This is a genomic window from Pararhodospirillum oryzae, assembly GCF_007992075.1.
GTDB lineage: Bacteria > Pseudomonadota > Alphaproteobacteria > Rhodospirillales > Rhodospirillaceae > Pararhodospirillum > Pararhodospirillum oryzae.
This window is the reverse complement of sequence record NZ_BJZO01000051.1, coordinates 1-20,227: the sequence shown is the minus strand read 5'-3', so window position 1 is coordinate 20,227 and position 20,227 is coordinate 1. Positions and strand designations below refer to the sequence as shown.

The 20,227-nt window shown below is 68.4% G+C and carries 17 protein-coding genes; 7 read left to right on the top strand and 10 right to left on the bottom strand.

Annotation, left to right across the window (positions count from 1 at the left end):
* Window positions 1-47 precede the first annotated feature (47 nt).
* The 7 genes from eno to ROR02_RS10020 all read right to left on the bottom strand — a co-directional run bounded on the left by eno (window position 48) and on the right by ROR02_RS10020 (window position 7,622).
* Window positions 48-1,325, bottom strand: a complete 1,278-nt coding sequence (gene eno / locus ROR02_RS10050; RefSeq protein WP_147163892.1) for a phosphopyruvate hydratase — start codon at window positions 1,323-1,325, stop codon at window positions 48-50.
* Between the two features lie 17 nt (window positions 1,326-1,342).
* Window positions 1,343-2,200, bottom strand: coding sequence for a 3-deoxy-8-phosphooctulonate synthase (gene kdsA, locus ROR02_RS10045; RefSeq protein ID WP_147163891.1), 858 nt, complete (start codon window positions 2,198-2,200; stop codon window positions 1,343-1,345).
* A gap of 41 nt (window positions 2,201-2,241) precedes the next feature.
* The gene (locus tag ROR02_RS10040; protein ID WP_147163890.1) at window positions 2,242-3,870 is read right to left on the bottom strand and encodes a CTP synthase; all 1,629 of its coding nucleotides are present in this window, start codon (window positions 3,868-3,870) and stop codon (window positions 2,242-2,244) included.
* Window positions 3,871-3,989: 119 nt separating this feature from the next.
* Window positions 3,990-4,478 (bottom strand): preprotein translocase subunit SecG, encoded by a 489-nt coding sequence (gene secG, locus ROR02_RS10035; RefSeq protein ID WP_147163889.1) that lies wholly within the window; start codon window positions 4,476-4,478, stop codon window positions 3,990-3,992.
* Window positions 4,479-4,720: 242 nt separating this feature from the next.
* A complete protein-coding gene (gene tpiA / locus ROR02_RS10030) occupies window positions 4,721-5,488 on the bottom strand; it encodes a triose-phosphate isomerase (protein WP_147163888.1) in 768 nt (255 codons plus the stop codon).
* 150 nt (window positions 5,489-5,638) lie between these two features.
* The gene (locus tag ROR02_RS10025; RefSeq protein WP_147163887.1) at window positions 5,639-6,262 is read right to left on the bottom strand and encodes a GGDEF domain-containing protein; all 624 of its coding nucleotides are present in this window, start codon (window positions 6,260-6,262) and stop codon (window positions 5,639-5,641) included.
* Between the two features lie 91 nt (window positions 6,263-6,353).
* Complete coding sequence (locus ROR02_RS10020) at window positions 6,354-7,622, bottom strand: D-amino acid dehydrogenase (RefSeq protein WP_147163886.1); 1,269 nt, start codon at window positions 7,620-7,622, stop codon at window positions 6,354-6,356.
* 216 nt (window positions 7,623-7,838) lie between these two features.
* Here ROR02_RS10020 and ROR02_RS10015 point away from each other — a divergent pair, with 216 nt between their 5' ends.
* The gene (locus ROR02_RS10015) at window positions 7,839-9,425 is read left to right on the top strand and encodes an NAD(P)H-hydrate dehydratase (protein WP_147163885.1); all 1,587 of its coding nucleotides are present in this window, start codon (window positions 7,839-7,841) and stop codon (window positions 9,423-9,425) included.
* 68 nt (window positions 9,426-9,493) lie between these two features.
* Here ROR02_RS10015 and ROR02_RS17565 read toward each other — a convergent pair whose 3' ends face one another.
* Window positions 9,494-11,887, bottom strand: a complete 2,394-nt coding sequence (locus ROR02_RS17565; protein WP_147163884.1) for a DEAD/DEAH box helicase — start codon at window positions 11,885-11,887, stop codon at window positions 9,494-9,496.
* A gap of 277 nt (window positions 11,888-12,164) precedes the next feature.
* On the opposite strand from ROR02_RS17565, the gene ROR02_RS10005 reads away from it, so the two are divergent.
* The gene (locus ROR02_RS10005) at window positions 12,165-12,728 is read left to right on the top strand and encodes a hydrolase (protein ID WP_147163883.1); all 564 of its coding nucleotides are present in this window, start codon (window positions 12,165-12,167) and stop codon (window positions 12,726-12,728) included.
* A gap of 702 nt (window positions 12,729-13,430) precedes the next feature.
* The gene (locus ROR02_RS10000; protein WP_147163882.1) at window positions 13,431-14,090 is read left to right on the top strand and encodes a TetR/AcrR family transcriptional regulator; all 660 of its coding nucleotides are present in this window, start codon (window positions 13,431-13,433) and stop codon (window positions 14,088-14,090) included.
* A gap of 127 nt (window positions 14,091-14,217) precedes the next feature.
* Here ROR02_RS10000 and yddG read toward each other — a convergent pair whose 3' ends face one another.
* A complete protein-coding gene (yddG, locus tag ROR02_RS09995) occupies window positions 14,218-15,132 on the bottom strand; it encodes an aromatic amino acid exporter YddG (RefSeq protein ID WP_147163881.1) in 915 nt (304 codons plus the stop codon).
* Between the two features lie 22 nt (window positions 15,133-15,154).
* A complete protein-coding gene (locus ROR02_RS09990; protein WP_147163902.1) occupies window positions 15,155-15,457 on the bottom strand; it encodes a 4a-hydroxytetrahydrobiopterin dehydratase in 303 nt (100 codons plus the stop codon).
* A gap of 158 nt (window positions 15,458-15,615) precedes the next feature.
* On the opposite strand from ROR02_RS09990, the gene ROR02_RS09985 reads away from it, so the two are divergent.
* The 4 genes from ROR02_RS09985 to ROR02_RS17420 all read left to right on the top strand — a co-directional run bounded on the left by ROR02_RS09985 (window position 15,616) and on the right by ROR02_RS17420 (window position 20,034).
* Window positions 15,616-16,020, top strand: a complete 405-nt coding sequence (locus ROR02_RS09985) for a metallopeptidase family protein (protein ID WP_147163880.1) — start codon at window positions 15,616-15,618, stop codon at window positions 16,018-16,020.
* A 225-nt stretch (window positions 16,021-16,245) separates the two neighbouring features.
* The gene (locus ROR02_RS09980) at window positions 16,246-17,274 is read left to right on the top strand and encodes a flagellar biosynthesis protein FlhF (protein ID WP_147163879.1); all 1,029 of its coding nucleotides are present in this window, start codon (window positions 16,246-16,248) and stop codon (window positions 17,272-17,274) included.
* A 5-nt stretch (window positions 17,275-17,279) separates the two neighbouring features.
* The gene (locus tag ROR02_RS09975) at window positions 17,280-18,095 is read left to right on the top strand and encodes a MinD/ParA family protein (RefSeq protein ID WP_170245062.1); all 816 of its coding nucleotides are present in this window, start codon (window positions 17,280-17,282) and stop codon (window positions 18,093-18,095) included.
* 88 nt (window positions 18,096-18,183) lie between these two features.
* Window positions 18,184-20,034 (top strand): hypothetical protein, encoded by a 1,851-nt coding sequence (locus tag ROR02_RS17420; RefSeq protein ID WP_147163878.1) that lies wholly within the window; start codon window positions 18,184-18,186, stop codon window positions 20,032-20,034.
* Window positions 20,035-20,227 lie beyond the last annotated feature (193 nt).

Here is a 20,227-nt window from a genome sequence, read left to right as displayed (position 1 = left end):
GGAGAAGATCCCTCCTCCCCAGGCCCGACGGATGGAAAAACGGCGGATCAGCCGCGCAGAACGGAACGGCCGGCGTACACGGCGGCCGACCCCAGTTCCTCTTCCAGGCGGATCAGCTGGTTGTACTTGGCCAGACGGTCGGAGCGCGACAGCGAGCCGGTCTTGATCTGGCCGCAGTTGGTGGCCACCGCGATGTCGGCAATGATCGAATCCTCGGTCTCGCCCGAGCGGTGCGACAGCACGGCGGTGTAGTTGGCCTTGTGCGCCATTTCCACCGCTTCCAGGGTTTCCGACAAGGTCCCGATCTGGTTGACCTTGACCAGGATCGAGTTGGCCACGCCCTCGGTGATGCCCTGGGCCAGACGCTCGGGATTGGTCACGAACAGGTCGTCGCCCACCAGTTGCAGGCGCTCGCCCAGTTCCTCGGTCAGCAGGCGCCAGCCTTCCCAATCGTCCTCGGCGCAGCCGTCTTCCAGCGACACGATCGGATAACGCGCGGCCAGGTCGGCGTAGTAGGCCACGATGCCGGCGGCATCCAGGGTCTTGCCCTCGCCTTCCAGCACGTAGCGGCCATCCTTGTAGAACTCGGACGACGCGGCGTCGAGCGCCAGCATGATGTCCTCGCCCGGCTTGTAGCCGGCCGCCTCGATCGCGCGCATGATGAAGGCCAGGGCCTCGTCGGCGCTTTGCAGGTTGGGGGCGAACCCGCCTTCGTCGCCCACCGCCGTGTTATGGCCGGCGTCCTTCAGCTGCTTCTTGAGCGCGTGGAAGACCTCGGCGCCCATGCGGATGGCATCGGCCACGCAGTCGGCCGCCACCGGCATGATCATGAATTCCTGCACGTCGATCGGGTTGTCGGCATGCTGGCCGCCGTTGATGATGTTCATCATCGGCACCGGCAGCAGATGGGCGCGCGCGCCGCCAATGTAGCGGTACAAGGGCAGCTCGGCCGCCTCGGCCGCCGCCTTGGCCACCGCCAGCGACACGCCCAGGATGGCGTTGGCGCCCAGGCGGCTCTTGTTGGGGGTGCCGTCCAGGTCGATCATCGCCTGATCGATCACCATCTGGTCGGAGGCGTCCAGGCCAACCAGGGCCGAGAACAGCTCGCCGTTGACCGCCTCGACGGCCCGCAGCACGCCCTTGCCCTTGTAGCGGGTGGGATCGCCGTCGCGCAGTTCCACCGCTTCGTGCACCCCGGTCGAGGCACCCGACGGCACCGCCGCGCGGCCAAAGGCCCCATCTTCCAGCAAAACGTCCACTTCAACGGTGGGATTACCGCGCGAGTCCAGAATCTCGCGGGCATGAATATCGACGATCTCGGCCACGACAGTCTCTCCTGTTGTCAAAGCATTACCGGATGACGTTTGGCTAGGGCATCAAACGCTTTCAAGGTACCGATCAAGGCCGGCATGTCCTTGAGCGCCATCATGGTCGCCCCGTCCGACGGGGCCCGGTCCGGGTCCGGGTGGGTTTCAAGGAACACCCCGGCCACCCCCACCGCCACCGCGGCCCGCGCGAGGACCGGGGCAAACGCCCGCTCGCCCCCGGACGCGCCGCCCAGTCCCCCCGGCTGCTGCACCGCATGGGTCGCGTCCATCACCACCGGGCATCCGGTTTCGCGCGCCATGATCGGCAGGGCCCGCATGTCGGTCACCAGGGTGTTGTAGCCAAACGAAACCCCGCGTTCGGTCAGGATGATCCGCGCGTTGCCCGTGCTTTCCACCTTGGCGACCCCATGGGCCACGTCCCAGGGGGCCAGGAATTGTCCTTTTTTCACATTCACCGCCGCCCCGGTCGCGCCGGCCGCCAGCAGCAGGTCGGTTTGCCGGCACAAGAAGGCGGGGATCTGCAACACGTCCACCACCTCGGCCACCGGGGCGCACTGGGCCGGTTCGTGCACGTCGGTCAGAACCGGCAGACCCAGTGTCTCGCGGATTTCGGCGAACACGGGCAGGGCTTCCGTCAGCCCCACCCCACGACGCCCCGACAGACTGGTGCGGTTGGCCTTGTCGAACGAGGTCTTGAAGATCAAGGGCACGCCGGCTTCGGCGGCCATTGCCTTCAAGGCGCCGGCCACTTCAAGAGCGTGGGCCCGGCTTTCCATCTGGCACGGCCCCGCGATCAGGACCAAGGGCAGATCGTTGCCCAAGGTCACGGGAGCGACGGTCGCGGATCCGACACTGACGTGGCGCGGCGTCATCGTTTTTCCTTCCGGCATGTCCCCTTCCCTGTCTTGGAAGGTCAGACCAGACGCGACTTGGCCACGGCGGCCTGCACGAACGAAGTGAACAAGGGATGCGGATCAAAAGGCTTGGAGCGCAGCTCGGGGTGGAACTGCACGCCCACGAACCACGAGTGGCCGGGAATTTCGACGATTTCCGGCAAAACGCCATCGGGCGACAGCCCCGAGAACAGCAGACCCGCCGCCTCCAGCCGCTCCTTGTAGTCGATGTTGACTTCGTAACGGTGGCGGTGCCGTTCGGAAATCATCTCGGTACCGTAAATCTCGCGCACCCGGCTGCCAGGAATCAACTGGCAGGGATAGGCCCCCAGGCGCATGGTGCCGCCCAGGTCGCCGCACGCGGTCCGCTCGACGCGCTCGTTGCCCTTGGTCCACTCGGTCATCAGGCCGACCAGGGGGGCTTCCTGCGAGCCGAACTCCGACGATCCGGCCTTTTCCAGGCCGGCCTTGTGGCGGGCGAACTCGATCACCGCCATCTGCATGCCAAAGCAGATCCCGAGGTAGGGCACGTCGCGTTCGCGGGCAAAGCGCGCCGCGTTGATCATGCCTTCCGACCCGCGCTCGCCAAAGCCGCCGGGCACCAGGATGCCATGCACCCCTTCCAGGTGATGGACCGTGTCCTCGCGCTCGAAAATCTGGCTGTCGATCCAGGTCAGGCGGACCTTGACGTTGTTGGCGATGCCCCCGTGCACCAGGGCCTCGGCCAGCGACTTGTAGCTGTCGATCAGGCTGGTGTACTTGCCGACCACGGCAATGGTCACCTCGCCCTCGGGATTGCGAACCCGCTCGACGATGTTCAGCCAGCGGCTGAGGTCCGGTTCCTCGTCGTGGGGCAGGTTGAAATACCGGCACACCTGCACGTCCAGGCCTTGCGCATGGTAGCTGACCGGCACCTGGTAGATGGTATCCACGTCCAGGGCCGGGATCACCGCTTCCGCGCGCACGTTGCAGAACAAGGCGATCTTGGCCCGTTCGGCCTCGGGAATCGGGCGATCCGAGCGGCACATCAGCACGTCGGGCTGAATCCCCACGCTCAGCAGCTCCTTGACCGAGTGCTGGGTGGGCTTCGTCTTCAACTCGCCCGCCGACGGGATGTAGGGAAGCAAGGTCAGGTGGATGATCATCGCCCGCGCCGAGCCCAGCTCGTTGCGCAACTGACGGATGGCCTCCAGGAACGGCAGGCTTTCAATGTCGCCCACCGTGCCGCCGATTTCGCACAGCACGAAATCCTCGTCCTCGACGTCGGCGGTGGCAAACGCCTTGATGGCGTCGGTGACGTGGGGAATGACCTGAACCGTCTTGCCCAGGTAATCGCCCCGCCGTTCGCGGGCGATGACATCCGAATAAATGCGGCCCGTGGTCACGTTGTCGCCCCGGCGCGCCGCGACCCCGGTGAAACGCTCGTAGTGCCCCAGGTCCAGGTCGGTCTCGGCGCCGTCGTCGGTAACAAAAACCTCGCCGTGCTGGGTCGGGCTCATGGTGCCCGGGTCAACGTTCAAGTACGGGTCCAGCTTGCGAAGCCGCACCCGGTAGCCGCGCGACTGCAACAGCGCGCCCAAGGCCGCCGAGGCCAGTCCCTTGCCCAGGGAGGAAACCACTCCGCCCGTGATGAAAATGAAGCGTGTCATGTGCGCATCAAGCCTGCTGAGCTGAACCCGTGCCCCATCCCGGCCTGCCTGCATTGATGCGGACGGCCCCGGCGGGTCCTGATGTTCTCTTCCCTGGGGGCGCCGGGTGGCGCCGCCGACTATTGATCTGTCGCGGCCGGCGCGGCGTCGGAGGCCGGCAGGGTCGCGGGCGCGGCCTCGGAGGCCGGAGCCGCCGGCGCGGACGTTTCGTCCGCGGGAACCGGAGCAACGGGCGCGGCCGGCTCGGTCCGCGAGGCCTCTGGAACCGGCAGCCCGGGCGCCGGGGTCTCGCTTCCGGAAACCGGCGGAGCGGGCACGGCGGGCGCGCTGGGAACAGACGGAGCCACCGGCTCGGCATCCAGAACCGACGACCGCTCGGTGGGCGCATGACTCCCCGACAGCAGCGCCAATCCCAAACTGGTGATCATGAAGGCGCCCGCCAAGAGGCCGGTCATGCGCGTGAGCAGATTTCCAGCCTGGCGCCCGGTCATCAGGCCGGCGCCACCGCCGCCGATGCCCAGGGCGCCCCCCTCGGCCCGCTGCAGCAAGATGAGCGCGACCATGGCCACGGCGATGAGCAGATGGATGACCAGGATGACCGTAATCATGCGTTTGCAATGCCCCTTGGGGCCTTCCCCGGGAACCTGCCGGGTAAGCCCTGACCAACGACGGAAAAAACCGGACGTGCCCTTGGGAGACCCGATCCGAGAAGGGGGGGAACCTTGCGGGCTCACCCTCACCCGGGCGCCGTTTTATCCCGGCCCGGATGGCTTGACCAGAGGGCAAGATGGAAAATCTTGCCCAAACCGATCAGAGGACAAGAAGAAAATCCTGCCCGCGCGACCGGCCCTTACGGCGCGGGACACGCCATGGCAATGGCCCAGAAATCATCGGCTTTCAGACTGGCGCCGCCCACCAGGGCCCCGTCCACGTCGTCGAGAGCCATCAGCGCCTGGGCGTTGTCGGGCTTGACCGAGCCACCGTACAAAACCCGCACCCCGGCCGCCGCCTCGGCGCCCAGCAGGCGCGACAGGTCCCAGCGAATGGCGGCGTGCACCTGGGCCACGTCCTCGATGGTCGGCGTGCGCCCGGTGCCAATCGCCCACACCGGTTCATAGGCAATCACCAGCTGGCGCGGATCGGCGCCACTCGGCAAGGATCCCGCAAGCTGGGAAGAAACCACAGCCAGGGTTTCGCCCGCGTCCCGCTGGGCCTCGGTTTCGCCCACGCACACCACGGCCACCAGGCCCGCCGCCAGCGCGGCCGCGACCTTGGCCTGCACCACGTCATCGCTTTCGTGATGGTCGGCGCGGCGTTCGGAATGGCCCAGAATGACGAACTGGCAGCCCTGATCCACCAGCATGGCGGCCGAGACATCGCCGGTATGCGCCCCCGAAACCTTGGCGTGACAATCCTGGCCGCCAACCCCGATGCCGGTTCCCGCCACCGCGCCCACCACCGTGCTCAGCACGGGGAACGGCGGGCAGACCAGCAGATCAAAGGGCGTTGATCCAATCGCGTTGACCCGACTGGCCAGGGCCTCGGCCAGAATCCGGGCCTCGGCCTTCAGGCCATTCATTTTCCAGTTCCCAGCGATCAGCGGGCGACGGATGCTCATGGGGGGCTTCTCCTGTGTGCAGCGGCGGACAGTGCGGTCATACCACAGCGTTCCCTTCCAGGACCAGCCACCAGCACGGGAAAGCCTCTGACGCGACCGCGTGCAAGGCCTTTCCGACGCCACGCCCCCTCCTTGGAGGTTTGCCGCTTCTCAAGCCCCGGCGGCCAGGTACACGGCGCGATCTCCCCCTTGCGCCCGGGCCTGGGCCACCGCCTCGTCGGCCCGACGCACCGCCATGTCGAAGATCACGTCGTCGCGCACCACGTGGGTGGCCCCCAGGCTGACCGAAGGCAGCGGCGCCACGCCGCGCAGCACCTCGGAAGCGGCCCGGGTCATTTCGCTCACCACGCGATCGGCCAGGGCGATGCATCCCTCGCGCTCGGTTTCCGGCAGCAAGACCGTGAACTCGGACCCCGCCGTGCGCCCGACCACGTCGGCCGTGCGCACCATGCGCAAGATCGCGCTGCCCATGGCGCCCAAAACCGCGTCGCCGCGCTCCGTGCCGTGCGCGTCGTTGATCGCGCGCATGTTATCAAGCACGACCACCAGAACGGCCAGGGGGCGCTTGTAGCGCCGGGCCCGGCTGATTTCCTGGTCGGCCAGATCCATGAAGTGACGTCGGCTAAAAACGCCGGTCAGGGTATCCGTGGTCGACAGCCTCAGGACTTCCTCTTGACTCGCCCTAAGGTTATCCTCGGTGATGGCCAGAATTTCCCGCAACTGGGCGTTTTCCGCCTTCAAGGTTTCAATCGTTCTAGCGTCGCGCGCTACCATCCGCTTTCCGGCTCCTCATCCGGTCGAAGAGCCCGATCGCCGCCACCCCGCCCGGGGCCGCCTCGTGCGGGCGCAGTCTCCAACATTGACTTTATCCGTTTGTCCCAAACCGGTCTAGCCCAAGGCCGTCGAGGGAAACCGCCGGCGGGCGCCCCTCGACGCAATCGGCCACGACCCGCGCGGAGCCACAGGCCATGGTCCAGCCCAAGGTCCCGTGCCCCGTGTTCAAGACAAGATTGGCGTACCCCGGCACCGGGCCCAGCAAGGGCACCGAGTCGGGCGTGGTGGGACGAAGCCCGCACCACCCCTGAGCGGCCGAAACATCCCCACAGTTGGGAAACAACGCCCGGGTTTCGCGCCGGATCAGATCGACCCGCTCCGGGCGCAGCGTTGTGTTCCATCCCGATAGTTCGGCCGTGCCCGCCGCGCGCAGGCGCGTGCCCAGCCGGGAATAAACCATCTTGCGTTCCTCGTCCGTGATCGAAACCACCGGGGCGACGGAAGCGGGCTCCACGGGCACGGTAATTGAATACCCCTTGGCCGGGTAAACCGGCAGGCGAACCCCAATCGAGCGGGCAACCCGGGGCGACTCCGACCCCAGCGCCAGGACGATCCAGTCCGCCTCCTGGTCGCCCTGGTCGGTGCGCACCGCCTTGATCCGCCCCCCCTCGGCGACCAGCCCCAGCACCTGGGTCCCGAAGCAAAACCGCGCGCCCAGGGCCTGGGCCCGTTCGGCCAGGGCCACGGTAAACCGGTGGGCGTCGCCGCTTTCGTCCTCGGGGGCCAGGATGCCCCCGGCCAGATCCCCGCGCGCCGGAACCAGGGCTGGTTCCAGGGCCACGCAGGCGTCCGCGTCCAGCACCCGCTGTTCCAGCCCCCAGGCCAGCGCCGCCTCGCGCGCCGCCTTGCCGGCCGCGAAGGCCTCGGCGCTCCGGTAGATCTTCAAGATCCCCTGGGTTTTCTGGTCGTACTCGATCCCGGTTTCCGCGCGCAGGGCCTTGAGGCACGACCGGCTGTACAACGCGAGGCGAATGGCGCGCTCCATGTTGCGTTCAAAGGCCGTCGACCGGCAGTTGGCCAGGAAACGCACCCCCCAGGCCCACAACGGCGGATCCCAGCGCCAGGGATGAACCACCAAGGGCGCGTCCGCCCGTCCCAGCCAGCCCAGGATCTGGCGCGGGGCCTCGGGACCAGCCCAGGGCTGGGTATGGCACACCGAAATCTGTCCACCATTGGCGAAGCTGGTTTCCAGGCCGGCCCCCGGCCGGCGGTCCAGGACCGTGACCGCGTGGCCCGCCCGGGCCAGGGTCCACGCCGTCGTCACGCCGACAACCCCGGCGCCCAACACAATCACACTCACCGTTGCCACTCTCTTGCTTGCCTTGCGGCCATCACGCCTGCGATCTTTTTTTATATCGGGATTTTTAACGAGATCCCATGCTTCCACACTTGGAGTATCGTGTGTCGAACCGGATCCAGGAACGATGCTCTAACTTTTTGTTTTTGCCTTCGACTTATCCGAAAAGCGGTTCCCGCTTTCCGGATCTCACTCTAGCGGACTTTGGAGCCCATCGCCATGGCGTTCCCCCACCGCGCCCCTCGCCTCCACCGGCCGGCCCCCGAGGCCCTGGAAATCCCCGATCCCCTGGCCCGCTCCCGCCCGGTTCTGGATGTCGCGCGGATGGGCGCCGCCGACCGGGAGGCCATGGCCCGGGGCATTCCCGGGCTGGTCTTGATGGAAGCCGCCGGACAGGCGGTGGCCCGCGCCATTCGCGCGCGGTGGAGCCGCCGCCCCGTGGTCGTGCTGCGGGGCCCTGGCAACAACGGAGGCGACGGCTCGGTGGTGGCCCGGATCCTGGCCCGCCACGGCTGGCGGGTCCGCGTCCTTGACCTGGCCCCCGACGCCCCCCTGCACGGGGATGCCGCCGTCATGGCCCGCCGCTGGCGGGGCCCCACCCTTCCCCTGACGCCCGAGGCCCTCGGGCCCGAGGGCCTTGAGTCCCAGACCCTCGGGCCCGGCGAACTGGTGGTGGATGCCTTGTTCGGTGCCGGCCTCAGCCGTCCGCTCGCGGGCCTGGCCCGGGCCGTCGTGGAGCGGATCAGCGCCCTGGGGCTGGACTGCGTGGCCGTGGACATTCCCAGCGGCATCGACGGCGATACCGGCCAGATCCTGGGCGCCGCGCCCCGGGCCACGCTCAGCGTGACCTTCTGCCATCCCAAGCCCGGCCACCTGCTGATGCCCGGGCGCGAGTACAGTGGGACCCTGGTCGTGGCCGACATTGGCATTCCCCCCGCCGTCGTCGCGGCCCAGGCGCCGACCACGCATGTGAACGCACCCGGCCTGTGGGCCCTGCCCGCCCCGGCCCGGTCCGGCCACAAGTACCATCGCGGCCACGTCACGGTAATGGCCGGAACGCGTCTGACCGGGGCCGCCCGACTGGCGGGCCTGGGCGCGCGCCGGGTGGGCGCGGGCTTGGTCACCCTGGCCGGCCCCGGTTCCGCCCTGCCGGCCCTGGGCGTTGACCAGCCGGGTGCCTTGCTGTGGGACCTGGACCAGGACGGCCCGCTGGAAACCCTGCTCGCCGACCGGCGCCGGACCACGTTCATCCTGGGGCCGGGGCGCGGGCGTTCGCCCGCCACCGCCGAGGCGGCCCTGACCCTGGCCGCCAGTGGCCGGGCCGTGGTGCTGGACGCCGACGCCCTGACCAGCCTCGCGGGGTTTCGTCCTCGCCTGGCCCGGGCCCTGGCCGGTCCTTGCGTGCTCACTCCGCACGATGGGGAATACGCGGCCCTGTTTGGAGACCTGGACACCGGGCCCGACCGCCTGGACCGGGCGCGCAAGGCCGCGAGGGCGGTGGGCGCCGTGGTCGTGCTGAAGGGGCCCGACACGGTGATCGCCGCGCCCGATGGCCGGGCGGCCCTCACCGCCAACGCCCCCCCCACCCTGGCCACCGCCGGCTCGGGCGATGTGCTGGCCGGGCTGGTCGCCGGCCTGATGGCCCAGGGCCTGGGGCCCTTCGAGGCCGCGAGCGCCGCTGTCTGGCTGCACGGCGCCGCCGCCGCCCGCCACGGTCCCGGCCTGATCGCCGAGGACCTGCCCCGCTTGATTCCCGCCGTGCTCGCTGATCCCGGGCTTGGGCTCGCGACGGGTTCAGGCGGGTAAAAGCACCAAAGGGCGGAGCGCCGCGAAGGCTCCGCCCTTTATTATTTTTTGGGATGTCGGAACCGACCTCAGGACGAGGGCGGAACCGGATCCGAATTCTCCGGGGATTGCTCCGGCGAGGAGGGCTCGGCCGGCACTTCCGTCACCTGCGGGGGAGTCCCCTCAGCGGGTACTTCCGTCACCGGCTTGGGAGTCCCCTCAACGGGTACTTCCGTCACCGGCTCGGGGGTCCCCTCAGCGGGCACTTCCGTCACCGGCTCGGGGGTCCCCTCAGCGGGTACGTCCGTCACCGGCTCGGGAGTCCCCTCGACTGGCACTTCCGTCACCGGCTCGGGGGTCGCCTCAGCGGGCACTTCCGTCACCGGCTCGGGAGTCCCCTCAGCCGCCGTTTCCGCTGTCTTGCGCCGCGTGGTGGTGCGCCGGCGGCGTGGCTTGGGTTCCGCTTCCGCCGTCCCCTCGTTCTCGCCCTCGGCCGGCGCCTCGGTCTTCGCGGGGGTCTTGCGACGCGCGCGGGTCTTGCGCGGAGCCTCCGCGCCTTCCGCCGTCGCATCCCCGGTCGTGGCCTTGCGCGGCGCCCGCCGCCGTTTGGGTTTGGGCGCCTCTTCCGCCTCCGGCTCCACCGGCGCGGCTTCCACCGTCGCGGCGGTGCTGGCCGGTTCCGGGGCCTGCGCATCCTCCGGCCCGGCCGAAGGCATGGCCGCTCCGGCCGTTTCCTCTTCCCCGGCTTCCCGCGTGGCCTGGTCCGCCTCGCTTCGCGCGTCGGGAGTCGCCGGCTCCTCTTCCCTACTGGCCGCCTTCGCCACGGGGGACACCTTGCCCCGATCCCTCACCCGGACCCGGGCAGGCTCCTCGCCAGCCAGATCAAGGGCCGTGTCGTCGTCGTCAAGACCGGTTTCGTTCACCTCGATGATGGTGGCGACGGGGGTCGGGCCGTCGTCCTCGCCGTCGTCCTCGTCCTCGCCCCCGGCATCCAGCAAGGGCACGACGCACGGCGCCAGGATGAAGGCTGGCGTGTAGCCGCCAAAACCCAGCACCCCGTCCTCGATATCCAGTTCCATGACGTCGGCTTGCGGATCGTCCCGCCAGCGTCCCTTGCGCCCCGCGCGCGCGCCCCGGGTCTCCCGGGTATCGCGGGTTTCCCGGGTATCGCGCGACTCCGCGCGGGAAGGACGGTCGGCCGACGCCACCCGGGCTTCCTCGGCGGCGGGGGCGGGGGCGGCAGCGGGGGCGCGATCGCGTCCGCGCTTCGAGGGACGCTCGCGCCGTTCGCCGCGTTCGCTCCGTTCGCTCCGTTCGCCGCGCTCCTCGGTGCTTGCGTTTTCGTCATCCAGATCGACCAGGGCGAGATCCTCCATGGACGTGCGGGGAATCGGCTTGCCCAGCAGCGTCTCGATCGCCCGAACATACTTGGCGTCGCCGGACGTGGCGATGGTAAAGGCCGCTCCGCTCCGCCCGGCCCGGCCCGTGCGCCCGATCCGGTGCACGTAATCCTCGGGATGGGTGGGGACATCGAAGTTAAAGACATGGCTCACATCGCTGATGTCGATCCCGCGTGCCGCCACGTCGGAACAAACCAGCAGTTTCGCCTCGCCTTTTTTAAACTTCTCCAAACGCTCGGTACGCACGTACTGGGGCATGTCGCCGTGCAGCGCCACCGCGTCGAAGCCATGCTTGCTCAGCGAGCGGTGCAAGATATCCACGTCGCGTTTGCGATTGCAGAAAATGAAGGCGTTGGCGACTTCCTCGCGGCGCAGCAAATGACGCAGGGCCTCGCGCTTATCGTGAATCGACACGACGGCCAGCCCCTGCTCGACCGTGTCGGCCGCCTTGCGGGTGGGCTCGATGCGGACTTCCTTGGGGTTTTGCAAGAAAGCGTCGGCGAGCCGGCGGATTTCCTTGTCCATGGTCGCCGAGAAAAACAGCGTCTGGCGGATGCGCGGCAACAGGCTGACAATGCGCTCGACATCGGGAATGAACCCCATGTCCAGCATGCGGTCGGCCTCGTCGATCACCAGCACCTTGACATCGCGCAGCAAGATCGAGCCGCGATCGAACAGATCAATCAGGCGTCCCGGAGTCGCGATCAGCACGTCCACCCCGCGATCCAGGGCTTTTTGCTGCTCACCCATGGATTCGCCCCCGATCAAAAGGGCCATGGAGAGCTTATGGTACTTGCCGTACTGGGTGAAATTGTCCGCCACCTGGGTGGCCAGCTCGCGCGTGGGCGCCAAGATGAGCGAGCGCGGCATGCGCGCCTTGGCCCGGCCGTTGGCCAGGATATCGATCATCGGCAGCGTGAACGAGGCGGTCTTGCCCGTGCCAGTCTGGGCGATCCCCAGGACGTCGCGGCCCCGCTGGACATAGGGAATGGCCTGGGCCTGGATGGGAGTGGGAACAGTGTACCCCACTTCCTCAATGGCCTTGAGGGTTTCGGGATTAAGGCCGAGATCGGCGAAGCGCATCAACAATGGGTCCACGGGCTGGAGTGACCCCGACCCACCTCCGGGGTGCCGACGCGAAGACCGGCCGGACGCCGTGGTGCGGGGCCTCGTCTCGGAGGGAGCCGGGTGGGACAAGCAAGACGGACACCCGGCGCACGGCTTTTGCGTGCGAGAGAACGCACTATATCCCTGGCACGGTCCCTGTCAACGACGCGCCTTGCACAACAGGCCAGATCACGCCACCATGGGCCCTTCACAGCCTGTCGTCTCCCCCCCCTGGGATCGCGAGGAACGCCCCATGTCGTCGTCGTTTCCTTCCCTCCTGTCGGCCGAGCACGACGTGCTCCTGGTCATCGACGTGCAAGAACGCCTGTGCCCGGTCATGGATGACCCGCGCCGGGTGCTCTACAACGGATCGCGCCTCGTGCGCGCGGCCCGTGCCATGAACGTGCCCATCGTGGTCACCGAGCAGTACAGCAAGGGCCTGGGGCCAACCATGCACGACCTGCGCGTTGACCTGCCCGAGGACGCGATCCTTGAAAAAACCCACTTCTCCGCCGCGCGCGAGCCGGTGGTCCAGGCCCGCCTGGACGCCCTGGGCCGGCGTCGGGCCGTGCTGTGCGGCATTGAAATGCACGTGTGCGTGACCCAGACCGCCCTGGGCCTCAAGGACATGGGGTGGGACGTGTTCGTTGTCGAGGAGGCCTGCTCCTCGCGTCACCCCGACAGCATCAAAATCGCGCGCGAGCGCCTGACCACCCAGGGAGTCCCGCTGCTCAGCGTCGAGATGGTGCTGTTCGAATGGTTGACGAACAAGGAAAACCCCGCCTTCAAGGAGATTATGACCACCTTGATTCGCTGAATATCGCCAAATATCGCTAAGCATCACTAAATACGCGCACCTCAGCCCCCTTTTCCCAACCAAAAGGCAACAAAATCCTGGAGGATTGGGGGCGTTTCCATAATACTGTCATTGGGTGTGGAATCGCCAGCCGTGCCCGGGGGCTTCCGTGAAACAACGGAGGAGCAACCCCGGAGCGCGTTCCCTGGCGGTTGCGCCAGAGGTCTGGGGTCGTCATCAAGCAAGGGAGCCGGGCCGGTGCAACGCGCCCCGTGCGTGAGGTGAATCCGGGTCTCCCTGGGGAGGGGGCCGCCGGAAGAATTCGTGTTTTGTCGGCTGGAATACGAGAATGCGATTAATCCAACGACGAGAACGGATGCGCCGCCCTCTGTTGATCCAACGGCGCCCGGAACATCTTCAGCCGGAATGAATCCTATTTTGGCTAAAAATGCGACCAATCCAAGAGACAAGGATGAATTCAGATTCTTCCTTGATCGGAATATACTCTTCTTGCATGGCACTGCCTGAAGCCATAATTTGACGCGTCCTTTCCCGGTCTCGCGCGCCACGGGGACAGGTCTGGAGCAAGACCCGAGAAGGGGGAACCACTTTTCGGAAAAGTCGAGCGTCGAAACAAGGAAGTGGCGCACCGTGCCCGGATCCGGTTGCACGCACGGGTGCGCCGGGACCAGACCGGAAAGACAGCGAAGGAGCATGACCCCGATGGCCCGCCCCAATACCCGCCAGATCATCCTGGACGCAGCCTTGGAATGTTTCCTTGCGCAGGGGTTCACCGGCACCTCGATCGCGGACATCCGGGTTCGGTCGGGCGCCAGCACGGGCAGCATCTATCACTTCTTCGACGGCAAGGAGGATCTGGCCCTGGCCCTGTGCGCCGAGGGCCTGCGCTCGTGGGCCCAAGCCGCCTGCGTGGTCCCCGCCAATGGCACCCCCGAACAGATCGTGCGCGCCATGGTCACCGGCACCATCACCTGGGCCCTGGCCAACGAACCGCTGCACCGCTTCATGATGCAAAGCGAATTCCTGGCCCCGACCGCCGCCCAGCGCTCGGACCTGATCGACGTCATGATGGAAGCACGCCTGTCGCAAGAACGCATCTTGCGAAGCCTGGCCCTGTCCAGCCAGGTCCGCCCGCTGGCTCCCGACCTGATCCGGGCCCTGGTTCTGGGCCCGGCCGAGGCCTACTTGCGCGAACGCGCCCACGGCCGGGCGGCCTCGCTGCCGGAAGAGGCCATCGCCGCGCTGGGCGAAGCCGCCTGGCAGGCCCTGCGCCTTCCCGACGACGCGCAACATGCCCTCGCCCCGGCCGCCGCGGCCGCCGGCGCCCGCCCCGTGCGCCGGCGTTCGTTCGACCTGGTTTAAGCAACGTCGCCCCCTGTTTTCCCCCGGGGGCGACCGGGAACGCGGCCCGCCGTCCCCAAGGAGACGGCGGGCCGCTTTTTTCATCCTTGGCGCAGGAGGCCCGGACCGCCGTGCGAAGCGGAACGGATCACCCCTGGTGCTTGCGCCCGGCCCGGCGCAGCAGGAAGTCCTTGCTGGCCAGCACGGCCCCGCCGACGATCAGCAGGCAGGCGAGCGCCACGGTCGCGGTCGGCTGGGCCAGGCCGAAAACAATCAGCAGCGCGGTGGAGATCAAAGGGGCGGTGTAGCTCAACGCGCCCAGCACCTGAATGTCGCCATGCTTCACTCCGTGGTCCCACACGAAGAACGCGGCGCCCACCGGCCCCAGGCCCAGTCCGGCCACCGCCACCCATCCCAGCGCCGAGGCGGGCCAGACCGTGGCTTCAAAAATGAAATGACACACCAGCGCGAGCAGGGCGGTCACGGCGCAAAACCAGCCCACGGCGTCGGTGGGCACCTGGCCAAAGCGTCGCGACAAGACCGAATAGCTCGACCAGATCAGGGCCGAGGCCAGCGCGGCGCCATGGCCGGACAGATGGGCGGGATCGAAGGCCAGCCCGCCGCCGCCCCGCGTGACCAGAAGAGCCGTGCCCCCCAGGCCCAGCACGGCGCCCAGGCCGTGGAACCAGCGCAGCCGCTCGCCCGGCAGCAAGGCCGAGAAAACCACGATCAGAAGCGGCCACAGGTAGGCGATCAGGCTGGCCTCGACCGGCGGGGCGAGACGGATGGCCATGAAATAAAAAAAGTGGAAGCCAAACAGCCCCGCCACCCCCAGGGCCCAGGCGGCCGGAGGCTGGCGCAGGTGCATCCGGGCCGGGGTGCCCGTGGCCAGCCATTTCCCCGCCATCAGCAAGAATGCGATGGTGAACGCCATGGCGGTAAGCTGAAAAGGCGGCACCGGGGCCGACCAGGTACTGAACAGGGCCAGGGTGCCCCACATCAAGATGGCCGTGAACCCGATCAGGGTGGCCCGTTGCCGGTGGGCGGCGGTGCGCGCGTTCATGGGCACGCCTCCCGTTCCGGGATCAGGGGCAGGAGGCGGCAATCTTGTCGATGGCCCGCGCCAGATCGATATCCTTTTGCGTCAGGCCGCCGGCGTCGTGCGTGGTCAAGGTCACGCTGACGGTGCGATAGCAGTTGGTCCATTCCGGGTGATGATCCTGTTTCTCGGCCACCAGGGCCACGCGGGCCATGAAACCGAAGGCTTCGTTGAAATCGGCGAACGTAAAGGCGCGGGTCAGCGCGTCGCGTTCAAGCACCGGTGTCCAGTCGGGCACACAGGCCAGCGCGGCGGCGCGGGCCGGCTCTTGCAGACGATCGGGGGGCATCATGCAATCTCCCTTGCGGTCGGGACGGCGCCAGGGAATCCTGGGCGGCGGGTCCCCTGACAGTGCCACCTTCGCCAGCGCGGTCAAGGCGCCTGGGCGATGAAAGGCGGGACCCGTTTTTTTTCGCAAGCCCCGGTTCTGCTCGGAAAGACGCCCCCATGACCCGATCGCCTCGTTTCTCGGTGCCCCCCTCGCTGGCCGATCTCGACGAGATGGCCCGCGCCGCCCTGGCCTCCCTCCCGGCCGAGCTGGCCACCCATTGCACCGATCTGGTCGTGCAAATCGAGGAATTCCCCGATCCCGAGGTGCAGGAGGCCATGGGCCTGGAAAGCCCCTTTGATCTGTTGGGACTTTACCATGGGGTTTCGCTTGATCAGAAGAGCCTGGGCGACCTTCCCCTGGGACCCGACATGGTTTTTTTGTACCGCTCTCCCCTGCTTGACTACTGGATTGAAACCGGCGAGGACCTGGGCCGGCTGCTCCGCCATGTCCTGATCCATGAAATCGGCCACCACTTCGGTTTCTCCGACGAGGAGATGGCCACGATCGAGGCCCGCGCCTGAGCGAGCGCCCCCAAAAAACCAAAAAGCCGGGCAAGAAACAGGGACCTTGAACTATCCGGCACGACACGGCGGGCAGGCCGCGCCCGCCCCCCTTTTCCATTTTTTCCGTTGCGTCCACTGAAGCGCGCGGTAAGACGGGGTTAAGATGCCGTTTGCTAGGATGAGCGTCACGGCGAGCCACGCCGGCCGCCCCGTTTTTCCTGCCCTGGAACCACGACAGCGCCCATGCGCCTCAAGTGCTACACCGCCGACAGCATGGCCGAAGCCATGGCCGCCATCCGGGCGGAGCTGGGGGACGATGCCATCATCGTCTCGACTCAGCGCGCGTCGGATGGCAACGGGGTGCGCATCACCGCCGCCCTGGAGCACGACCCGGTCGAGGACGACATCTACCAGGCCCTCACCGGCGCGCGCCGCGCTCCCCATGGCGACGCGGTGCGCGAAGCCCTGGAATTCCACGGCGCCCCGCCCCGCCTGACGGAACTGCTGGTCAATCTGGCCTCGGCCACCCCCGCCCACGACGCCATCGGCAGTTGCGCCGGCGCCCTGGATCAGGTTTTTCATTTCATTCCCATGCCCCAGGGCGCGGCGTCGCGCCCGGTCTTGCTGGTGGGGCCGCCGGGCACGGGAAAAACCATCGCGGTGGCCAAGCTGGCGGCGCGCGCGCGTCTGACCGGCGGCGCGGTGGGCGTGATCACCGCCGACACGGTGCGCGCCGGAGCCCAGGAGCAGCTGGCCGCCTTTACCCGCATTCTGGAGGTTGACCTGAAAAAAGCCCGTGGCCCGGAGGGCCTCGCGACCCTGGTTCCCAACATGCAGCAGCAGTACGGGGTTATTTTCGTGGATACGCCCGGCCTCAACCCCTTTTCCCAGGACGACATGGGATACCTGCGCTCGCTGGTGGCCGCGACCCCGATGGACGTGACCTTGGTCCTGAACGCCGGCACCGACCCCATGGAAGCGATCGAGATCGCCGAGGCCTTCTCCGAGGCCGGCGCCTCGCGCATTCTTGCAACCCGCCTGGACATGGCCCGCCGCCTTGGCGGTATACTGGCGGCGGCGGAAGCCGGCTCCCTGGCGTTCGGGGATGTCTCCATCAACCCTCGGGTCGCGAATGGGCTGTGCCCGATCAACCCGGTTTCCCTTGCCCGTCTCATCTTGCCCCTTGAAGAGGGAGAGGGGGATTATTCCCCGGAGCCGGCAAGTGCCTACAGCGAGCATAACGGTGTCTCGCCCTATTCGGAGGCCCTGTGACCGGCATGAGCAGCGAAGCACCCACCACCGGTGCGCCGTTCCCCACCATGGCGCCTCGCTCGACCGGCGCCAAGGTCCGCATGCGCAACATCGTCGCCATTGCCTCGGGAAAGGGCGGCGTGGGCAAGACCTGGTTTGCCATCACCTTGTCCCATGCCTTATCCAAGCGCGGATGCCGCACCTTGTTGTTCGACGGCGACCTGGGGTTGGCCAACGTCGACATTCAGCTGGGCCTGATGCCCCCCCATGACCTGGGCAGCGTCATCGCCGGCAAGAAGACCCTGAACCAGGCGACGACGCCCTATCCCGCCGGTGGCTTCGATGTCATCGCCGGACGGTCGGGCTCGGGCAGCCTCGCCAACATCCCGCCCGGCCGGTTGCAGATCCTGACCGAGGACCTGCTGTTGATGAGCCAGAGCTACGACCGGGTGATTCTCGACCTCGGGGCCGGGGTGGGCAAATCCATCCGCCTGCTTTCGCGGGCCGCCGGCGCGGTGCTGGTGGTGACCAGCGACGAACCGACCTCGCTGGCCGACGCCTATGCCTTCATCAAGATCACGGCCATGGAGCGCCGCGACGTCGATATCCGCATCGTGGTCAACGCCTGCAATTCAACCCGTGAAGGGGAGCGGACGTACCAGACCCTGTTCAAGGCGTGCCAGGGCTTCTTGAAGATCAGCCCGCCCCTGCTGGGCATCGTGCGCCGGGATACCCGGGTGCGGGAATCGATTCGCAACCAGACCCCCATCCTGACCCGCTATCCCAACGCCGAGGCGGCCATGGATGTCGAGGCCATCGCCGAGCGTCTGCTACAGGGATAACAGGGCTTCCCGGGGCCGGGTCTCGCGTCAAAAACGCCATCGGGGGCTGCCCGCTTCCCCGATGTCCCGACACGGAGTCGCGCCTGGCATGAGCACCGCTGTTCCTCCTCCCCTCCCTTCCGGCCCCGGCGTGAATGCGCCGGTTTCGCTGCCCACCGCCACGGTGAGCGCGCCGCCCGCCGCCCTGGCGGCGCTGCCCCCGGGCAGCCTGGTCGAGGCCACCGTGCTGGCTGGCGGGACGCGGGGCGACGTTCAGATCGACACGGCCTTCGGCCCCCTGATCCTCAAGACCCCGCTGGCCCTGTCCGAGGGCAGCACCCTGGCCCTGACCTTGCTGGGCACGGTGCGCGGACAGGCGGTCTTGAAAATCGCCGCCCTCAACGGCCGCTCGCTCGCCGGCGGACTGGCCGGTGGCGCCGGGCTGGCGGCGGGAACCGGAAACGCCCCGGGGTCCCCCCAGGGACCGGCGGCACCCACCCCGGGGATGGTGTCCTCCCCGGCCGGAGGAGCCGCGCCGACGCCGGCCGGGCTGGCCGGGCCGACCCCGCGCGTGGACGGGGCCCCTTCCGGAACACCGGGAAGCGGCGCCCCCCTCGCGGGAGTGGCCACGGGCAAGGCCGGCCCGGCCACCGGCGCCCCGGCGGGGATCGCCGCGACCGTGGTACGGACCGGAGCCGGCGCGGGGACTCCCCCGGTCGAGGGAGCCGTCCCCGTGGGCACGCGCCTGATCGTCCGCCTGGCGGTGGGGGCCGGACCGACGGGGACGCCCTCGGCGGCCGCCCCGACGCCTTCCCCCGCGGCTGGAACCGTGCCTGCCGGGACCGGCGCCCCCCCCGGCGCCTCTCCCGGCGCCGCCTCCGCCGCGCCCGGCGTTTCCCCTGGCGCGTCCCCTCCGCCTTCGGGGGAAGCCGCCTTGGGCATCGCGCCCCGCGCCGTCGCCGCGCCCGCCGGTCCTGGCGCGACCGCCTCCCTGGCCCCGGGCCAGGGCAACGCCGCCGCTCCATCCGAGGGCGATCCCGCCGCCCGCCTTTCCTCCCTGAGCGGGCAGCAGATGACGGGCCGGGTCCTGGCGGCGGGTGCCGGCGCCCGCCCCCTGATCGAAACCCCGATCGGCGTCCTGGCCCTGCGCGGTCCCGCCCCGGCTCCCGCCGGAACTGCGGTGGGGATACAGATCGTCGCCCCCCCGGTTCCTCCGACTCCTCCGACCGCGCCCGTGGCCTCCCCTGCCCTGCCCCTGACTCCGGGGGCGGGCTGGCCGGCCCTTGGAGAAACCTTGTCGTTTCTTTCCCAAACCAACCCCGCCGCCGCCGGAGCCCTGCGCGACATCGTGCCCTCGCCGGGGCCACAGATGACGGCGGCGGCGGTCGGTTTCCTGGCCGCCACCCGGGCCGGCGGCGACCTGGGGCGCTGGCCGGGCGAGGAGCCCATGCGGGCCCTGGAACGGGGCGGCCGGCGCGGCGCCGAGCTTGCCAATCGCCTGAGCGGCGATTTACGCGACATCGCGAGCCGCCCGGTCGAAACCCCGGGCAGCGAATGGCGCACCCATGTGGTTCCCTTCTTGAACGGCGCCACGATCGAGCCGATCCGGGTGATTACCCGCCGCCCGCCCGGAATCGAGGACGAGGAAGCCAGCACCCGCCAGAAAAAAGGCGGGGGCGAACGCTTCTTGATCGACATCACCTTGTCGCGCCTGGGTCCATTTCAGTTCGACGGCTTCTTTCAGCGTAAAAGCCGTCAGCTTGACCTGGTGGTTCGCACCCGCGCGCGCCTGCCGGGCCCGATCCGTCAGGACATCGGCGTGTTGTTCAACGCCTCGCTGGCCGCGCTGGGCCTGGCGGGCAGCCTGCGCTTCGAGGCCGGCCGCCCCTTCCAGGGCCCCCCGGCCACCCCGGCCCCGCCGTCTTCCCCCGAAACCCCGCAAGGCGGGCTGATCGCCTGAAGGACCGAACGGCGCTCCCACGCCCAGACAAAAGGCTGCCTTATTGTCCTCATGATCGGGGCGATACTGAATATAAGCGGTATCGAATATAAGCCGTGACATCGGGCCTGCGTCGCCACGAAACCGCTTCGCGGGCCCGCGTTCTCCCGGGAAGGAACGGCACCATGAAGCGAATCACGATTTTAGGGAGTAA

Bases quoted from the DNA above. Each gene is read 5' to 3' on its own strand.
- kdsA (WP_147163891.1), bottom strand. From the start codon at position 2,200: ATGACGCCGCGCCACGTCAGTGTCGGATCCGCGACCGTCGCTCCCGTG.
- ROR02_RS10040 (WP_147163890.1), bottom strand. From the start codon at position 3,870: ATGACACGCTTCATTTTCATCACGGGCGGAGTGGTTTCCTCCCTGGGC.
- secG (WP_147163889.1), bottom strand. From the start codon at position 4,478: ATGATTACGGTCATCCTGGTCATCCATCTGCTCATCGCCGTGGCCATG.
- tpiA (WP_147163888.1), bottom strand. From the start codon at position 5,488: ATGAGCATCCGTCGCCCGCTGATCGCTGGGAACTGGAAAATGAATGGC.
- ROR02_RS10025 (WP_147163887.1), bottom strand. From the start codon at position 6,262: ATGGTAGCGCGCGACGCTAGAACGATTGAAACCTTGAAGGCGGAAAAC.
- ROR02_RS10015 (WP_147163885.1), top strand. From the start codon at position 7,839: ATGGCGTTCCCCCACCGCGCCCCTCGCCTCCACCGGCCGGCCCCCGAG.
- ROR02_RS17565 (WP_147163884.1), bottom strand. From the start codon at position 11,887: ATGCGCTTCGCCGATCTCGGCCTTAATCCCGAAACCCTCAAGGCCATT.
- ROR02_RS10005 (WP_147163883.1), top strand. From the start codon at position 12,165: ATGTCGTCGTCGTTTCCTTCCCTCCTGTCGGCCGAGCACGACGTGCTC.
- ROR02_RS10000 (WP_147163882.1), top strand. From the start codon at position 13,431: ATGGCCCGCCCCAATACCCGCCAGATCATCCTGGACGCAGCCTTGGAA.
- yddG (WP_147163881.1), bottom strand. From the start codon at position 15,132: ATGAACGCGCGCACCGCCGCCCACCGGCAACGGGCCACCCTGATCGGG.
- ROR02_RS09990 (WP_147163902.1), bottom strand. From the start codon at position 15,457: ATGCCCCCCGATCGTCTGCAAGAGCCGGCCCGCGCCGCCGCGCTGGCC.
- ROR02_RS09985 (WP_147163880.1), top strand. From the start codon at position 15,616: ATGACCCGATCGCCTCGTTTCTCGGTGCCCCCCTCGCTGGCCGATCTC.
- ROR02_RS09980 (WP_147163879.1), top strand. From the start codon at position 16,246: ATGCGCCTCAAGTGCTACACCGCCGACAGCATGGCCGAAGCCATGGCC.
- ROR02_RS09975 (WP_170245062.1), top strand. From the start codon at position 17,280: ATGAGCAGCGAAGCACCCACCACCGGTGCGCCGTTCCCCACCATGGCG.
- ROR02_RS17420 (WP_147163878.1), top strand. From the start codon at position 18,184: ATGAGCACCGCTGTTCCTCCTCCCCTCCCTTCCGGCCCCGGCGTGAAT.